Raw genomic sequence first — 15937 nt, 5'->3', positions numbered from 1 at the left:
CCACCACTGCCGTATGTTCCCCTCACCCTAACCCTCTCCCCAAAGGGGCGAGGGGATTGTTCAGTGCTAGCATTAATTTGTGGGGAATCCTCAGCCCTGTGGGAGAGGTTCGGGGTGAGGGCATCATCCCGCACATTTTTTCACCCGTTCACCATCGCCAGCGTAAACCCATCCCATCCTTTAACCCCCACCGTCTGCAGCGCGGTGGCGGTTAAGCGCGGGTTATCCCCAATCATCTCGATAAAACGCCGCACGCCCTGCACGCGCGCATCGTCGCTTTCCCCGTTAATGACTTCGCCGTCGCGCACCACGTTATCGCCGATAATCACCGTGCCGGAACGGGAGTAGTGCAGCGCCCACTCCAGATAGCCGGGGTTGTTCGGCTTATCGGCATCAATAAAGATCAGGTCGAACGGCGGAATGTCACCAAAATTTTCGAGCGAGTTCAGCGCCGGGCCTTCAATTAATTCAATACGATCGCTTAGCCCCGCAAGGTGAATATTCTGGCGGGCAACATCGGCATGCGTCGGGTCAGCCTCAAGCGTAATCAGCTTTCCGTCCGGCGGTAGGGCGCGCGCCATCCAGATTGAGCTATAGGCACCCAGCGTCCCGATCTCAAGAATGCGTCTTGCCTGCGTCATGCGCACGAACAGCGCCAGCAGCTGCCCCTGATTGGCCGCAACATCGTGTTCGGGTAACCCGGCGCGCTTGTTATTTTCAAGAACCTTCTGAAGAACCTCATCCTCAGGGATAAGCGAAGAAATCATGTAATTATCTACTGCAGACCATTGTTGTTGCATAGATTGACTCCTTGATAGGGATTGCCGGATGCGAAATGTAGGCCCGGTAAGCGTAGCGCCACCGGGCAGGTTTTCAGGCACTGACCCAGCCGCCGCCCAGCGCTTTATACAAATCAATCTGTGCCAGCAGCAGGTTATTTTTTACCTGCACCACGCTGGTCTGGACCGAGTACAGCGTGCGCTGCGCATCAAGCACATCCAGATAGGAGGAGTACCCGTTACGATAGCGGTTCTGCGCAATGCGCAGCGTCTCCCGGGCCACATCCTGCTGGGCAAGCAGCTCCGTCAGCTGTTCCTGATAGCGCGTTATGGCATCAAGGCTGTTGTTCACTTCGGCAAACGCGTTACGCACGGTTTTTTCATACGCATACAGCGCCTGGTTACGCTGGGACTGGGAAATATCCACCTGCGCGTTCAGGGCCTGGCGGTTAAAGAGCGGGGCGAGAATGCTGCCGCCCGCGCTCCAGAGCTGGAGCGGGTTGTCCAGCAGGCCGGAAAGGGTACGATCCTGAATCGATCCGCTGGCGGTCAGGTTGATCGACGGCAGCAGGCTGGCGCGTGACGCGGCCAGCGAGGCGTCAGCCGCGACCAGCTGTTGCTCGGCCTGCACGATATCCGGGCGACGATTCAGGAGCGTGGAGGGCAGCTGTGACGGCAGCGTCAGCGGCGTCAGGGCCGCAAAGCTTTCGCTGCGCGCCACCGCGCCGGGATTGCTTCCCAGAAGCAGGCTCAGGGCATTCTCCTGCTGTGCAATCTGATGCCGCAGCACGGGCACCTGCGCCCGCGTTGAGCGAAGCTCGGAATCCGACTGCATCAGCTCCAGGCGCGAGCTGTAGCCCGTCTCAAGCTGGCGTTTGGCAAGGTTAAACGCCTCCTCGCGCGATTTCAGCGTGGATTCGGTCACTCGCAGCTGTTCGTCAAGCGAGAGCAGGGTGACGTACCCGGAGGCAACGGCCGACGCGACGGTGAGATCCGCGGCCGCGGCGGCGGCTTTTTGCGCCTCCAGCGAGGCCTCGGCTGCGCGAGAAGTGCTGCGGTTGACGCCCCAGATATCAACGTCATAGCTCGCCGTCAGGCTGCCTCTGTACAGCGTGCCGTAGACCGGCAGCCCGGTGGCGGCGGATTGCGAACGGGCGCGCGTTCCGCTTACCCCCGCGTCGAGCGAAGGAAACAGGCTGCCGTCGGCGGCAAAGACCCGCGCCTGGTATTCGTTTATCCGCTCGCGGGCAATCAGCACGTCGCTGTTGTTTTTAAGCGCCCGATCCACGTAGCGGTTCAGGTGGTTGTCATGAAAGTTGCGCCACCAGAGCTGTTCCGCCGGGCTGGCTGGCCCCGAGTCGGCTCGCCACTGCGCAGGGATGTGCAGCGTCGGCTGCGCCGGTTTGACGTCGACGGACTGGCATCCGGCCAGCGTTACCGCCAGCACCAGAGCGGCTATCGGGCGAAGAGTCATTGCTTCGCCTCCCGCGTATCAATCGTCACCTGGACCGACATACCCGGACGCAGCAGTTTGTACGCGTCTTCTTCACCCAGCACCTCAATACGCACCGGAATGCGCTGGGCGATTTTGACAAAGTTGCCGGTGGCGTTGTCCGGCGTGATGGCGCTGAATTCAACCCCGGTCGCCGGAGAGATGCTCTCCACACGGCCCTGATACGCTTTGTTGTTCAGGGCATCGACGGTGAACTTCACCGGCTGACCGACGCGCAGCTCCGCCAGCTGGGTCTCTTTGATGTTGGCGATCACCCAGTGCTGCGGCGGCACCAGCGTTGTGAGGTGCGTTCCGGCGGTCACGTACGCGCCGAGACGTACGGCAATCTGGCCGAGCTGGCCGTCGCGCGGGGCGATAATGCGGGTATTTTGCAGGTCAATCTGCGCCAGCTCCAGCGCCGCTTTGGCGTTTTCAACATCCGCCTCCAGCGCGCCGCGGTTCACAATCACCGTCTGCAGATCCTGACGCGACATCTCAAGCGTGGCTTTCGCCTGGTCGATATCCGCGCTGCCCTGGGCGGCGCTGGCCAGCGCGGCATCGCGCTCGCGAATGGAAAGCGAACCGTCCGCCGTCAGATCCTTCACGCGCTTTAAATCCGCCTGGGTTTTCAGGCTCTGGGCGCGGGCATTTTTCAGCGCGGCTTCATTTTTGGCAATGGTCGCTTCGGCGCTTTTACGCTGCTGCAGGTTGTTATTCAGCGCGGCAATTTTCATCGCCAGCTGCGCCTCGGCCTGATGGACGCGCTGACGATAGATCCGGTCGTCGATCTGCAACAGCAGGTCGCCTTTTTTAACCTGCACAAAGTCCTGAACCTTCACCTCGGTGATATAGCCGTTAACCTGGGGGCTGATGAACGTCGTCTGGCCCCGCACGTAGGCGTTGTCGGTAAACTGCGCGTGGCGGGTAAACGGCGGCAGCTGCCAAGCGTAAAGAATGACCAGCACGCCGACAATACCGATGGCGGCGGCGGTGAAAACGGAAACAATGCGCACATTTTTGCGGGTGTTAGCCTGCTCTTTGGCGGCATCCTGCTGACTCATAAACTCTCCAGAAATATTTCAATTACCTGTTGCCGGTGGCGTTCTTCAGCGCCATACGGGCAGTTATGCGCAGGCGCAGCAAGCGCCATAAAATCCAGACCAGCGTGGCGGCGGCGATGCTCGCCGTCAGAAGATAAGTATCGTTATAGGCCAGAATGTTTGCCTCAAGGGTGGTCACCGTCTGTAGCTGGGTAATGGCCTGCGTTCCCAGCAGCGAACTGTCGCCAATCAGGCTTTTATACATCTGGGTATAAAGCTGAATTCGCTCGTTGACCAGCGGGTTGAGCGTGGTGAGCTGATCCGCCAGCAGGCTGGAGTGGTACTTCTCGCGCCAGGTCTGGAAGGTGCCGAGAATCGCCGACCCCAGCAGGCCGCCGAGGTTCTGACTCATGCCGAACATGACCGAGAAGCTGACCAGGTTTCGCGGGTCGGCGATCACTCCGCCAATGGCGGCCAGCATGGCGGGCGCCAGGAAGAAGGCGCTGCCGAAGCCCAGCAGGAACTGGCTGACCATCAGCTGATCCGGGCGGGTCAGGTTATTGGACTGGCTGTCCAGCAGGGAGGCCACAATCATCAGCGCCAGAGAGGTGACGATCGGCCACGCAAGTTTCGTCGGTTTGATGGTGAGACAGCTGGTGACGATCCCGCAGACGATCCCGGCGAAAATGGACCACGCCAGGTGGGTCATCTGCTCATTCTGTAACCCCACGTACTGTAGCCAGCCGATGACGCCGGTGTTTTGCTCCGCCAGCACGATGCGGATCAGCAGCATGATCAGCCCCAGGCGGACGATGCTGCCGCTCGACAGCCAGCGGGTGTTCAGCAGCGGGTTGTCGCGGTTATGTTCAAACACGATGGCAGCCACAATTAGCACCAGCGATAGCGCCAGCGACCAGCCGATCCACGGCGCCTCGAACCACCATTCAAGACGGCCCAGCGAGAGCACGGCGCAGAGCAGGGCCATCCCGGGGGCCAGTAAAAAGAAGGTGATAAAGTCTTTCTTCTCAAAGACCTTGCGTCGGTCGCCCGGCGGCAGCTTTAAGGCGATTACGCAGGCCAGGGAGATCAGCGCCAGCCCCAGTTCAAAGAAATAGAGCCCGCGCCACTCGTCAAGCTGGAGAAGCTCAGTGGAAAACAGGCGCGCCAGCGGTATAGCGAGCGACGATCCGGTAATCCCGATGGTGAGCGCCTTCAGGCGGTGCTTCGCTGGCCAGGCCTGTATCTGGTAGTAAATCCCCAGCGAGCTGAGCGCGGCGGCCACCATCCCGTGCGCGGCGCGCACCATCAGCGCGGAGCTGAGGTCGTTAACGAACAGGTGGAAAAAGGTGACCAGCACGTACAGCACCAGAAAACCTTCAGTGAAGGCGCGCAGGCCGTACTGTTGACGGAATTTGACCAGCAGCAGGTTGATGGAGATGTTGGTCATCACATAGACCGCGGGCAGCCAGGCGATTTCGGTCGACCAGGCCCCGAAGGTCCCCTGCAGGTTTTGCAGGTTGGCGGTGACCACCGCATTGCCCAGTGCCCCCGTCAGGCACACCAGCAGCCCAACGACGCCGTAGGCGACGCGTTTTGGCGTACTGTGCTCGGGGGTGGAAGGCGAACCCAGCAGGGCGGGTTTCTCATGTGGCTGCCACTCGCGAGGAGCATAAGGGTCGCGTTCGGGCAGGCGCATAACGTCATTACCTTAGAAATGATTGAATAATTAGCGGGCCAGGGATTCTACGTCTGCCGCAAATGATAATTCAAGTGAATATGATTTGCGCATGTTAATCAAATGTACGAGAGAAATTTAAGGAAAAAGAGCGGCCCGCAGGACGGGCCGGGAAAGGTCAGAGACGTTCGGGCTGCGCCTGGACGAGAGTTGTACGCTTAACGCGGCTGGCGCAGAAAATCGCGATTAAGGAGATGGCTACCGTGACGGCAAGATACCAGGCCACCGGAACCCAGTCGCCGTCATATTTTGCCAGCAGGCCGGTGGCAATCAGCGGGGCGGTACCGCCGGCCAGCGCGGCACCCAGCTGATAGCCGAGCGTAATGCCGGTGTAACGCACGTTTGCGCTAAAGATTTCAGAGCACAGCGTACCGAGTACCGCGGTGACCGGCGCCCACAGCACGCCAAAAGCGATGACCGTCGCGAGCACAATGCCCCAGGTTGTACCGGTATTGAGCAACATAAACCACGGCACGATAAACAAGCCCAGGATAAAGACGCTCGTGGCATACATGCGCTGACGGCCAATTTTATCCGAGAGCAGCCCCATTAACGGAATCATTATCGTGGCCACCATGGCTCCCAGCGTCACGGCCTCCAGCGCCTGCGATTTTTGATAGGTCAGCGTGCTGGTGGCATAGCTCACCACAAACGTAGAGAAAATATAGAACGGCGCGGTTTCCACGACCTTGAGGCCAGCGGCGATCAGCACTTCACGCCAGTGATGCTTCAGCGTATCGCGCAGGGGAGCCTTAGCCACCTGGCCGGACGCTTTGACCTTCTGAAAATCAGGCGTTTCATCGATATCTTTTCGGATCCACAGGCCGAGCAACACCAGAACCGAGCTCAGCAGGAACGGGATACGCCAGCCCCAGGAGAGAAAATCCTCCTCGCTGAACATAGTCATCAGCGAAACGATAAAGGTCGCCATCAGCATGCCGATGGTCACGCCCGCCTGTGGAATGCTGCCGAAGAACCCTTTGCGCTTTTCGGGCGCGTATTCGTAGGCCAGCAGCAGCGCGCCGCCCCATTCACCGCCTATGCCCATCCCCTGAATGATACGCATCAGGATCAGCAGAGCGGGCGCCCACAGGCCAATCATTTCATACGTGGGCAGCAGGCCAATCATAACGGTTGCACCTCCCATCAAAGAGAGGGTCAGTACAAGGGTTTTTTTACGACCAATGCGGTCGCCGATGTGCGCGAAAAGTACCCCGCCAATGGGACGTATAAAAAAGGTTAATGAGAAAGAGAGATACGAGAGAATGAGTCCGATCACCGGATCGACCATCGGGAAAAAGATCTTATTAAAGACCAGCGCGGCCGCCGTACCGTAGAGGAAATAGTCAAACCATTCAATGGCGCTCCCGGTAAGGCTGGCGATTAATACCTTCTTATTTTTTCGTAATACCGTCGTCGTACTTTCATGTTCTGTCATGACCTGAAACCCCGCCACGTTGATGATGTATGAGGTGTCACCTGGCGCGCTTCAGGTGCAACCCGTGAAGATGAAAAAGGTTGTGAAATTGTTAAGCAACTTAGGGTTGGATGTTGTATTTGGCAAGCGCGGGCGGGCTGAAACTGGTCAGATCACGGTTAAATTTGCAGCGTTGGGTGCTTTTTCATGACGCCTGTACAATACAATGTTTTGTATGGCTGGAAATCGAAAGCATAATAGGCAGGTGCAACCTGATGATTTTTGGATGTTTCTGGTTATTTCAGAAAAACAATAAATTCGGCGATTCAACAACGTGAGGAGTTGACCATGGTTCAGCCCCATTTTCCCCTTCTGGCGGATGCCACGCTGGCGGCTATCAATACTGTCGGCGCATGGCTGGCGCAGGACGACCTGAGCGCAACCCGTCAGGCTCCGGTGATTGATGCGGTGATCCTGGCTGGTAACGCGGCGATCCCAACCATTGACGCGGCCTGCCGTATTGCCTCTCAGAATGACGTGCCGCTTTTGATCAGCGGCGGCATCGGCCATTCGACCCCATTTTTATATGAAGCGATCCGCAATCACCCGCGTTACCACGCTCTACCGGTCGCGGGGCGGGCAGAAGCAAGCATCCTTGCCGACGTTGCGCGGGAGTTCTGGCAGATCCCCGGGGCGCGCGTGTGGGTTGAAGATCGCTCCACCAACTGCGGTGAAAACGCGCGTTTTAGCTGGGAAATGCTGAAAGAGCGTCAGCTGACAAGCGGGCGCGTGCTGGTGGTGCAGGACCCGACGATGCAGCGCCGCACGATGGCGACCTTTGCCCGCGTGTGCCGCGATGAGCCCGCGTCGCCGCAGTGGATAAGCCATCCCGGGTTTACGCCGACGCTGCAAAACGGCAAAGAGGGCGTGGAATTTATCGGGGACAGCGCCGGGCTGTGGCCCGTTGAGCGCTATCTTTCACTGGTTCTGGGAGAGCTGCCGCGGCTGTATGATGACGTTAACGGCTATGGCCCGGCCGGGCGTGATTATATCGCCCACGTTGAGTTCCCAGAGGCTGTCACCGCCGCATGGAGACAGTTACAACAGGACCCGGTCCTGAAGAGCGCACGTAAAATAATTTAGGCACGGAACAATCCCCTCGCCCCTTTGGGGAGAGGGTTAGGGTGAGGGGTTGGAAGTCACAGCGCAGCAAACTTATCCAGCGTGCGCACCAGCTGGGTCACAAAACCATACTCGTTGTCATACCACGCTACGGCTTTCACCAGCTGTAGATCTCCCGCTTCTGAGACCTCCGTCTGCGTGGCGTCGAATACCGAGCCATAGTGCGAGCCAATCACATCTGAAGAGACAATCTCGTCATCGGTATACCCGAACGATTTATTCCCCTGGGTCGCCTTTTTCAGCGCGGCGTTGATCTCCTCGACCGTCACCTTTTTACCCAGAATCGCGACCAGCTCGGTTACCGATCCGGTTTTCACCGGCACGCGCTGGGCGTGGCCCTTCAGTTTGCCGCTGAGCGCGGGGATCACCAGGCCGATGGCTTTCGCCGCACCGGTGGTATGCGGAATAATATTTTCAGCCGCCGCCCGCGAGGCGCGCAGATCTTTCCCGCGCGGGCCATCCACCAGCGCCTGGGTGCCGGTGTAGGCATGAATGGTGGTCATGGTGCCCACTTTAATTTCAAACGCGTCGTTCAGGGCTTTTGCCAGCGGGGCGAGGCAGTTGGTGGTGCAGGACGCAACGGAAATAATGGTATCGCTGGCGTCAATAGTATCGTCATTCACGCTATAGACGATGGTCTTCATCTCACCCGCGGGTGCCGAGATCAGCACTTTCTTCGCGCCGGCGTCCAGGTGCGCCCGCGATTTCTCTTCAGAGGTATAAAAGCCGGTGCACTCCACGACGATATCCACGCCCGCGGCTTTCCACGGAATGTGCTTTGCCTCTTTTTCGGCGTACACCGCAATGGTTTTACCGTCGACAATTAGCGCATCCTCGGTGAAATCCACGCTCCAGGGGAAGCCACCGTAGTTGGAATCATGCCTGAGCAGGTAGGCCAGGACTTTCGGGGAGGTGAGGTCGTTGATGGCGACGACGGTATTGCTGTCCTGGGTTTCAAGAAGGCGGCGCAGCACAAGGCGTCCAATGCGTCCAAATCCGTTAATGCCAATTTTACTCATGGTGTTCTCCTGTGAACGTGTCGATACGACAGTTTGAACTCATCCAGGCTTAGACCATCACGGACAGGGCGGCAATTGAAGATGCTTCATGCGAGGGGAAGTATTTGAAAAACCATACAGAAAAGTTAATGAATTTTTAAGGAAAGGAGATTATGTTGGCGCGGTGACTGTTTTTTTTCAGGAAATCCCATGCGCACTAAATATACAAGCCTGCAAATCACGATTCACTGGCTGGTGTTTTTGTTAATCGTCGTCGCCTACTGCGCGATGGAATTCAGAGGCTTTTTCCCGCGTACCGACCGCCCGCTTATTAATATGATCCACGTCTCCTGCGGGATTTCGATTCTGGTGCTGATGGTGGCGCGATTGCTGATCCGCCTCAAGTTTCCCGCACCGCCCATTCAGCCTAAGCCCAAAGCGATGATCACCGGGATGTCCCACCTTGGGCATCTGATCGTCTATCTGCTGTTTATTGCGCTGCCGCTGATTGGCATCGTGATGATGTATAACCGCGGAAACGACTGGTTCGCCTTTGGTCTGGCGATGCCTCACGCGGCGGAGGGGAATTTTGACCTGGTGGATGTGCTGAAGGAGTGGCACGTTACGCTGGCAAACCTGGGCTATTTCGTGATTGGTCTGCACGCCTTTGCGGCGCTAATGCATCACTATTTCTGGAAAGATAATACCCTTTTGCGCATGATGCCGAAAAAGCGTCAGTAGTCTTTAACTCTTGCCGGGTGGCGCTGCGCCACCCGGCTTGTTTTTAACGCATCAGCGCACGCTCTTCATCAGTTAACGCCAGCGTCTGCGTTGACCCCGTCTCTGACGATTTCACCGCCGCTTCCAGCACGGCCATGACCGCTAACGCCTCGACAGGATGAACGGGATTGGCGATCTTCCCGAGCACCGCATCCCGCACGTTAATGTAGTACTGCCGCTGATCTCCCTTCGGGGTGGCAATCGTCTGCGGTTCGCCGTCAGCCCCAAAGAACACCATGCTGTCGTCGTCTTTTCCCCAGGCGTCGCTGCCGGGAAGCACGCCAGCAAGCAGCTGCGCTTCCTGCTGGTCGATTCTGGCTTTCACCACGCTGCCTTTGTCCCCGTGGACGGTAAAGCGCGCCGTACCGCCAGCTACCAGCATGCTGGCGTGCAGAACCACCTTACGATCCGGGTAATTGAGGAGCACGTGCGCCCAGTCGTTAACCTCTGCGCCGTCGCGCAGCGTCGCGATATTTCCCTGAACTGACTCTGGCAGGCCAAACAGCTGAAGCGTCTGGTCGATCAGGTGAGGGCCCAGGTCAAACCACAGGCCGCTGCCGGGCACGTTCTGCTCGCGCCAGCGCACGCGCACTTCCGGGCGGAAGCGGTCAATATGCGACTCCAGATGCTTAACCTTGCCGACCGTGCCTTGCTCAATAATCTGCTTAATGCCGAGGAAATCGCTGTCCCAGCGGCGGTTGTGGAAAACGGAGAGCAGAAGCTGCTTTTCTTCCGCCAGGGCAATCAGGTCCCGGGCTTCCTGCATGTCCAGGGTGAAAGGCTTATCCACGACCACGTGTTTCCCCGCGTTCAGGGCCAGCGTCGCCAGCGGCGCGTGGGTGGCGTTAGGGGAGGCAATGACCACCAGGTCGACATCAGGATGTTGAATGGCTTCCTCGGGCGTGTCTACCACCAGCACATCCGGAAGATCGCGCTTCACCTTCTCTTCATCACGAGAAGAGACCACCGCCAGCTTAAGCCCGTCCACGGACTGGATCAGCGGGGCATGGAAGGTTTTACCGACAAAACCATACCCGATCAGCGCAATGTTGATTGTTTGAACTTTACTCATGACCTTCTCCACGTTATTGCGCGCACACCGTGACCTGTAATGCGCCAGGGTCCCCAAGCTCAGGCCAGGGACGATCTAAAAAGAGTTGATGAATATCGGTTAGCCCGGAGACCAGATACGGCTCGCAGCGGTTAACCTTCAGGTGATCGGCGACAATCCAGTGCGCATGGCTTGCGGCGAGCATCGCGCGTTTCACCTCGGCATCCGCTTCTTTACCGGCACTCAAACCGAGTTCGGCATGAAGGGCGCACGCCCCGAGAATGGCGATATCTGCCCGATAGCGAGACAGCAGGGACAACGTGGCGCTGCCGGCAAACAGGCGCTGCTTCGGGTCCCATTTTCCGCCGAGCAGAATAAGCTCAATGTCTTCCCGGTCGCTAAAATGCTGGGCGATATCCAGCGAGGTAGTGATCACGGTGTGAGGCCCCTGTAGAAAAGTGGCGACGGCCATCACCGTACTGCCGGCATCCAGAAACAGGGTGGAACCCGGCGGAACCGCCTGCGCAACCTGTTTCCCCAGGCGCTGCTTGGTTTCCGGCAGCAGGGTATTGCGGCCCTGACGATTCATGGCCGAGAGATTTAGCGCAATAGCCCCGCCGTGATTCTTCTGGGCAAGGCCCTGATTTTCCAGAACGGTTAGATCCCGACGAATAGTATCCGCTGAAACCTGCAGCTTTTCTGCCAGTTCGGTGATGCTGGCCTGACCTTGTTCACTGAGAATATCAAGGACATAGCGTTGACGTGCGGTTTTGTGCATGGCAGTAATCCTGCAAAATGTCGCAATAGTTTGCATAATACAGCATTTTGGCGCAGAGGGAAGGGGCATCGTAAACCAGGAAGATGTTTGATTATTGAAATTATATTAAGCAGATATCATTAAGCCGTTCTGAATGTTAACCACAGTGTTACTGTTATGTTTTAATCAACGATTTGGATTAAGTAACCATGGCACTACCACTGATTGGTTTTAAATTCTGATATGCAATTAAAATAAAGCATATTATTTCGAATTAATATTTTTTATTGGGATTATGTTTCAACAACATGGCGGCTATTACTTAAATTGACACTTCTTTGAAAATCTTTGTGTCTGACCCGCTCAGAAATTAACGCAAAAATGTGCGCAGAGATGATTAAGAATTTTCCTTAAATTACAGGGGGTTTTGATGTTTCATCTGAAAGACTACTTTCAGAGTTTTGTCCAGAAACCCCATGTTTTTTCTTATATGTAACACCTCATTAACATTGTGGGTGTAGTGGCCTATACCACATTTTGTTATGCTGCGAATCAACTTAAGAAATAAGTAAATTCTTAAATTTAATAAGACAAAGGCGGATCTCATCTCCATCGGAAATGGGTATGGGGAGTTTTACCTGAAATTCAGCGAGGAAGCTAAATAAGATATTTGTCTAATTATCTGTACCTCTTTTTGGGTAATTGCTTGAGTGTCACTCAGAGTCAGGGAGATAAAATGACGATATTACGCAAGCCTGTTTTACGCCAATTTATAGCAACGCTGGCATTAATTTCATTAGCCATAAATACGGCTTACGCCAATAGTGGCCCGGTGGGTATTGCCCCGATGGCAACGATGACCTTAAAAGAAAGTATTCTTTTCGCTATCGATCGCGATCCGTCAATAAGCCAGCAGGCCGCGCAGTTAGGTATTGGTCAGGCGCAAATAGACGAGGCGCGCAGCGGCTGGATGCCGCAAATAGCCTTAAACGGAAGTACGGGGCATAGCCAGACCACCGATTCCAGCGGTTCGCTGAAGAATTCTGCGGCCTGGGGGCTGAGCCTGACCCAGCTGATATACGATTTTGGCAAGACCAACAACAGCATCAGCCAGTCTTCCGCCCGGCGCGATAGCTACCGCTACCAGCTGATGAGCACGCTTTCTGACGTGGCGGAAAAAACGGCGCTCGGCTACGTGGAGGTCAAACGTTATTCCGATCTGTTACAGGCGGCAAAAGAGAACGTTCAGGCACTGAAAAACGTGGAGCAGCTGGCAAAACTGCGCGCCGATGCGGGCGTGAGTTCCACCTCCGATGAGCTCCAGACCCGCACGCGCATTGCCGGCATGCAGGCGACGGTGGCGCAGTATAACGCCGCGTTGAACAGCGCCCGCGCAAGGCTCGCGGTATTAACAGGAATGCAGGCGGATAATTATTCGCCGGTACCCGCAAATCTCGCCGTTGAGCCGGATTCGCTCAACCGCATTGATTATTCGTTAATACCGGCGGTAATGGCCGCGCAGAACATGGAACGTTCGGCCCAGTATGGCGTTGAAACGGCGAAGTCCCAGCACTGGCCAACCCTGAGCCTGAAGGGAGGACGCACGCGTTACGAGTCGGACAACCGCTCGTACTGGGACGACCAGATCCAGCTCAATGTTGACGCACCGCTTTATCAGGGCGGCGCGGTATCTGCACGCGTGCGTCAGGCTGAGGGCGCACGCGCGATGGCGTCCTCTCAGGTCGATCAGGCGCGTTTCGACGTGCTGCAAAAGGCCTCCGTCGCGCAGGCTGACTGGACCGGCGCACGGGGAAGAATGGAGGCCGGGAAGCGGCAGCTGGAAAACGCGCTGCGGGCCCGCGAGGTTTATAAAAATGAATACACCCTGAGCAAGCGGAGCATCAATGATTTGCTCAGCGTTGAGCAGGATGTCTGGCAGGCCACGTCGGCGAAAATAATCGCCGAGTATGATGGCTGGAGTTCGGCAATTAATTATGCTTCCGCGGTTGATAATTTAATGCCGCTTGTTGGAATAGAGAAAAACGCTGCCGCAAAATTACCCGATTTAAGTTAACAAAAGCCACGCATAGCTGCGCGAAATAAGTCTGAAAATAATGGGTGTTTTTTCCCAGGGATAGCTACATCCGTCTGGTGGATATATCCACAGGGATCCGTACACCTGCAAGGAGAGGAATATGAGTAACGTAAAGGTTGTTGATGTCATCATTCGCAAAACGGCGGAGAAAACGAAATTAACCGGCGAAGGAAATCTGTCGGTCTCTATTTCATCGCCGAGCGTGATTGAAATTCAGGGCTCTGCTCAGGACGTGGTGCGTTATGTCCGCCAGGGTAAAGACCTTCTCATTTATATGAAGGACGGCAGCGTTATTCGCTGCAATAACTATTTTGTTGAAGATCCTGAAACCCAACATCGGTCAGAGCTGGTGTTCAACGACGGGCAGGAACTGACTTATCTCTCTTTTGCCGATGCCGGGGAAGCGTCAGGCGTTGCCGTGACTGAATTAACCGCGCAGGCCACACCCATTAGCAGTATTGAACCCTTCCTGGAGCAGGGAAGCGTCCTGAGCGATGCGCCGTGGGGCTGGATTGCCGGGGCGGCGTTAGGCGGCGGCGCTATCGGCGCACTGCTGGCCCACGGCGGTGACGGCGAAACCAAAACGAAAGTTATTGATAACACCAAAGAAGTGGAAAGCGCCACGCCGACCTTCCTGCTGTCGGACAAGGTGGGCGACAAGCAGGGAGTATTGAGTGCAAACGCCCTCACGGACGATAACGCGCCGACCTTTAGCGGTACCGGTCAGCCGGGCGCGACCATCCAGATCAAAGACGGCAGCGGCAGCACCATCGCCAGCGCGATGGTCGGTAAAGACGGCACCTGGACGGTAAAACTCCCGACCCAGGCCGACGGGGAGCACACCTGGTCAGTCGTGCAGATCGACGGCAGTAAAACCACGTCCGCGGGCAACATCACCGTGACCGTTTCCACGGCCGAGGCCACGCTTACGCTGGCGACAACGGCGGGTGACAACGTGATTAACGCCAGCGAGCAGTCCGCGGGCTTTACGCTGTCCGGCAGCAGCCAGCATCTGGCGCAGGGAACCGACGTTTCCGTAACGCTGAACGGTAAAACCTACACCGCCCAGGTGGGGGCAGACGGCGCGTGGAGCGTTAACGTGCCTGCGGCAGACGCGCAGGCGCTCAGCGACGGCAGCTGGACCGTCAGCGTCAGCGGCAAAGACGCGGCGGGTAACACCGTGAGCGGAAGCCAGACGATCGGCGTGGATACCGCTGCGCCAACGCTCTCCGTCGATACGCTCGCGCAGGACAACATCATTAATGCCGCTGAGCACAACCAGCCGCTGACGCTGAGTGGTAAAACCAACGCGGAAGCCGGGCAGATTGTGACGGTGACGCTGAACGGCAAAAATTATAACGCCACGGTGGGCGGCGACGGCACCTGGTCCGTCACGCTGGAGGCCAGAGAAGTGCAGGGCCTCAGTGAAGGTAACCACACCCTGACGGTGAACGTCAGCGACAAAGCGGGCAACGGCGCGTCCGTGACCGCAGATTTCACGGTGGATACCCAGGCGCCGGTCGTCACCATCGACACCGTCGCGGGTGACGATATCCTGAACACCAGCGAGCAGGGCCAGGCGCAGATTATTTCCGGGCAGGCGAGCGGCGCGGCGGCAGGGGATGTCGTCACCGTGACCGTTGGCGGCCAGACCTTCACCGGCGTCGTACAGGCAGACGGCAGCTGGAGCGTGGGCGTTCCTGCCTCCGTCGTCGGCGCGCTGGGTGAGGGCAACCACACCATTGCCGTCTCCGTCACCGACGCAGCGGGGAACACCGGTAGCGCCACGCACGGCATTGCGCTGAGCGGCAACCCGCCGGAATTCACGATTGACGCCATCAGCCAGGACAACGTGCTGAATGCCCGGGAGGCGATGCAGCCGCTGAGCCTGACCGGAACCAGCAACCTGCCGGACGGCAGCGCCGTTACCGTGACGCTGAACAACGTCAACTATCAGGCTACCGTCGAAAACGGTATCTGGGCGGTACAGGTGCCGGTATCCGACGTCCTGAATCTGGCGAACACCCTTTACACCGTCAGCGTCAGCGGCACCGACAGCGTGGGCAACAGCGGCTCTGCCGGGGCGACGCTGCTGGTCGATACCGTGCTGCCGCAGGTGATCATCAATACCTTTGCCGGGGACAACCTGGTCAACAACGCCGAAGCGGGCGTGGACCAAACCCTCAGCGGCCGCGTTACCGGCGCGGCGGCGGGCGATACGGTGTCCGTTACCGTCGGCGGTAAGAGCTACAGCGCCACGGTGGGCAGCGATCTGACCTGGAACGTCACGATCCCGTCAGCGGATCTTCAGGCGTTCGGCGACGGGGATTTAACCTTTACCGCCTCCGTGACCAACGGGCACGGTAATACCGGCACCGGCGAGCGCGATATCAATATCAACGCGGAACTGCCGGGTCTGCGCGTAAACACCATTTCCGGCGATGACGTGATCAACGCCATCGAGCAGCAGCAGGATCTGACCGTCACCGGCGCCAGCACCCATCTGGCCGCGGGTACGCCGATTGTCGTCACCATCAACAACGTCGAATATAACGCCGTGGTTACCGCCAGCGGCGGCTGGAGCATTGGCGTTCCTGCTGCGGATCTGCAG

General features: G+C 57.4%; 12 protein-coding genes and 1 pseudogene. 5 read left to right on the top strand and 8 right to left on the bottom strand.

All coding sequences use genetic code 11. The features are described 5' to 3' along the window. Window positions 1–140: 140 nt before the first annotated feature. From OSH03_RS01665 to OSH03_RS01645, 5 genes are all read right to left on the bottom strand, one after another. Entirely contained in the window at window positions 141–800 is a 660-nt protein-coding gene (locus OSH03_RS01665) for an O-methyltransferase (RefSeq protein ID WP_266178079.1), read from the bottom strand. Between the two features lie 73 nt (window positions 801–873). Then, complete coding sequence (locus tag OSH03_RS01660; protein WP_266178078.1) at window positions 874–2253, bottom strand: efflux transporter outer membrane subunit; 1380 nt, start codon at window positions 2251–2253, stop codon at window positions 874–876. Beyond that, window positions 2250–3332: an HlyD family secretion protein gene (locus tag OSH03_RS01655; RefSeq protein WP_217478590.1), complete on the bottom strand. Its 1083-nt coding sequence runs from the start codon at window positions 3330–3332 to the stop codon at window positions 2250–2252. The genes OSH03_RS01660 and OSH03_RS01655 overlap by 4 nt, the downstream gene beginning before the upstream one ends. A 22-nt stretch (window positions 3333–3354) precedes the next feature. After that, window positions 3355–5007: an MFS transporter gene (locus OSH03_RS01650; protein WP_266178077.1), complete on the bottom strand. Its 1653-nt coding sequence runs from the start codon at window positions 5005–5007 to the stop codon at window positions 3355–3357. Window positions 5008–5164: 157 nt separating this feature from the next. Continuing rightward, window positions 5165–6484, bottom strand: coding sequence for an MFS transporter (locus OSH03_RS01645; RefSeq protein ID WP_266178076.1), 1320 nt, complete (start codon window positions 6482–6484; stop codon window positions 5165–5167). A 64-nt stretch (window positions 6485–6548) separates the two neighbouring features. On the opposite strand from OSH03_RS01645, the gene OSH03_RS01640 reads away from it, so the two are divergent. Beyond that, window positions 6549–6674, top strand: a complete 126-nt coding sequence (locus tag OSH03_RS01640) for a hypothetical protein (protein WP_266178075.1) — start codon at window positions 6549–6551, stop codon at window positions 6672–6674. Window positions 6675–6811: 137 nt separating this feature from the next. After that, entirely contained in the window at window positions 6812–7606 is a 795-nt protein-coding gene (locus OSH03_RS01635) for a YdcF family protein (protein WP_266178074.1), read from the top strand. A gap of 56 nt (window positions 7607–7662) precedes the next feature. Here OSH03_RS01635 and gap read toward each other — a convergent pair whose 3' ends face one another. Beyond that, complete coding sequence (gap, locus tag OSH03_RS01630; protein ID WP_028013079.1) at window positions 7663–8664, bottom strand: type I glyceraldehyde-3-phosphate dehydrogenase; 1002 nt, start codon at window positions 8662–8664, stop codon at window positions 7663–7665. A gap of 189 nt (window positions 8665–8853) precedes the next feature. Here gap and cybB point away from each other — a divergent pair, with 189 nt between their 5' ends. Beyond that, window positions 8854–9384, top strand: coding sequence for a cytochrome b561 (gene cybB / locus OSH03_RS01625; RefSeq protein ID WP_266178073.1), 531 nt, complete (start codon window positions 8854–8856; stop codon window positions 9382–9384). A 43-nt stretch (window positions 9385–9427) separates the two neighbouring features. Here the strand turns inward: cybB and OSH03_RS01620 are convergent, their stop codons facing one another. Continuing rightward, window positions 9428–10495, bottom strand: a complete 1068-nt coding sequence (locus OSH03_RS01620; RefSeq protein ID WP_266178072.1) for an oxidoreductase — start codon at window positions 10493–10495, stop codon at window positions 9428–9430. A 13-nt stretch (window positions 10496–10508) separates the two neighbouring features. After that, window positions 10509–11252, bottom strand: coding sequence for a DeoR/GlpR family DNA-binding transcription regulator (locus OSH03_RS01615; protein ID WP_266178071.1), 744 nt, complete (start codon window positions 11250–11252; stop codon window positions 10509–10511). Window positions 11253–11967: 715 nt separating this feature from the next. On the opposite strand from OSH03_RS01615, the gene OSH03_RS01610 reads away from it, so the two are divergent. Next, the gene (locus OSH03_RS01610; protein WP_061098275.1) at window positions 11968–13305 is read left to right on the top strand and encodes a TolC family outer membrane protein; all 1338 of its coding nucleotides are present in this window, start codon (window positions 11968–11970) and stop codon (window positions 13303–13305) included. Window positions 13306–13426: 121 nt separating this feature from the next. Then, a pseudogene (locus tag OSH03_RS22245) lies at window positions 13427–15937 on the top strand (Ig-like domain-containing protein); the annotation flags it as partial.

Origin of the sequence: Enterobacter nematophilus, assembly GCF_026344075.1 — a bacterium.
GTDB lineage: Bacteria > Pseudomonadota > Gammaproteobacteria > Enterobacterales > Enterobacteriaceae > Enterobacter > Enterobacter nematophilus.
Note: the sequence above shows the minus strand (reverse complement) of the source record. Positions and strands in the feature narration are given on the sequence as shown.

Coding starts and splice junctions, on each gene's coding strand:
- OSH03_RS01665 (WP_266178079.1), bottom strand. CDS start 800: ATGCAACAACAATGGTCTGCAGTAGATAATTACATGATTTCTTCGCTT.
- OSH03_RS01660 (WP_266178078.1), bottom strand. CDS start 2,253: ATGACTCTTCGCCCGATAGCCGCTCTGGTGCTGGCGGTAACGCTGGCC.
- OSH03_RS01655 (WP_217478590.1), bottom strand. CDS start 3,332: ATGAGTCAGCAGGATGCCGCCAAAGAGCAGGCTAACACCCGCAAAAAT.
- OSH03_RS01650 (WP_266178077.1), bottom strand. CDS start 5,007: ATGCGCCTGCCCGAACGCGACCCTTATGCTCCTCGCGAGTGGCAGCCA.
- OSH03_RS01645 (WP_266178076.1), bottom strand. CDS start 6,484: ATGACAGAACATGAAAGTACGACGACGGTATTACGAAAAAATAAGAAG.
- OSH03_RS01635 (WP_266178074.1), top strand. CDS start 6,812: ATGGTTCAGCCCCATTTTCCCCTTCTGGCGGATGCCACGCTGGCGGCT.
- gap (WP_028013079.1), bottom strand. CDS start 8,664: ATGAGTAAAATTGGCATTAACGGATTTGGACGCATTGGACGCCTTGTG.
- cybB (WP_266178073.1), top strand. CDS start 8,854: ATGCGCACTAAATATACAAGCCTGCAAATCACGATTCACTGGCTGGTG.
- OSH03_RS01620 (WP_266178072.1), bottom strand. CDS start 10,495: ATGAGTAAAGTTCAAACAATCAACATTGCGCTGATCGGGTATGGTTTT.
- OSH03_RS01615 (WP_266178071.1), bottom strand. CDS start 11,252: ATGCACAAAACCGCACGTCAACGCTATGTCCTTGATATTCTCAGTGAA.
- OSH03_RS01610 (WP_061098275.1), top strand. CDS start 11,968: ATGACGATATTACGCAAGCCTGTTTTACGCCAATTTATAGCAACGCTG.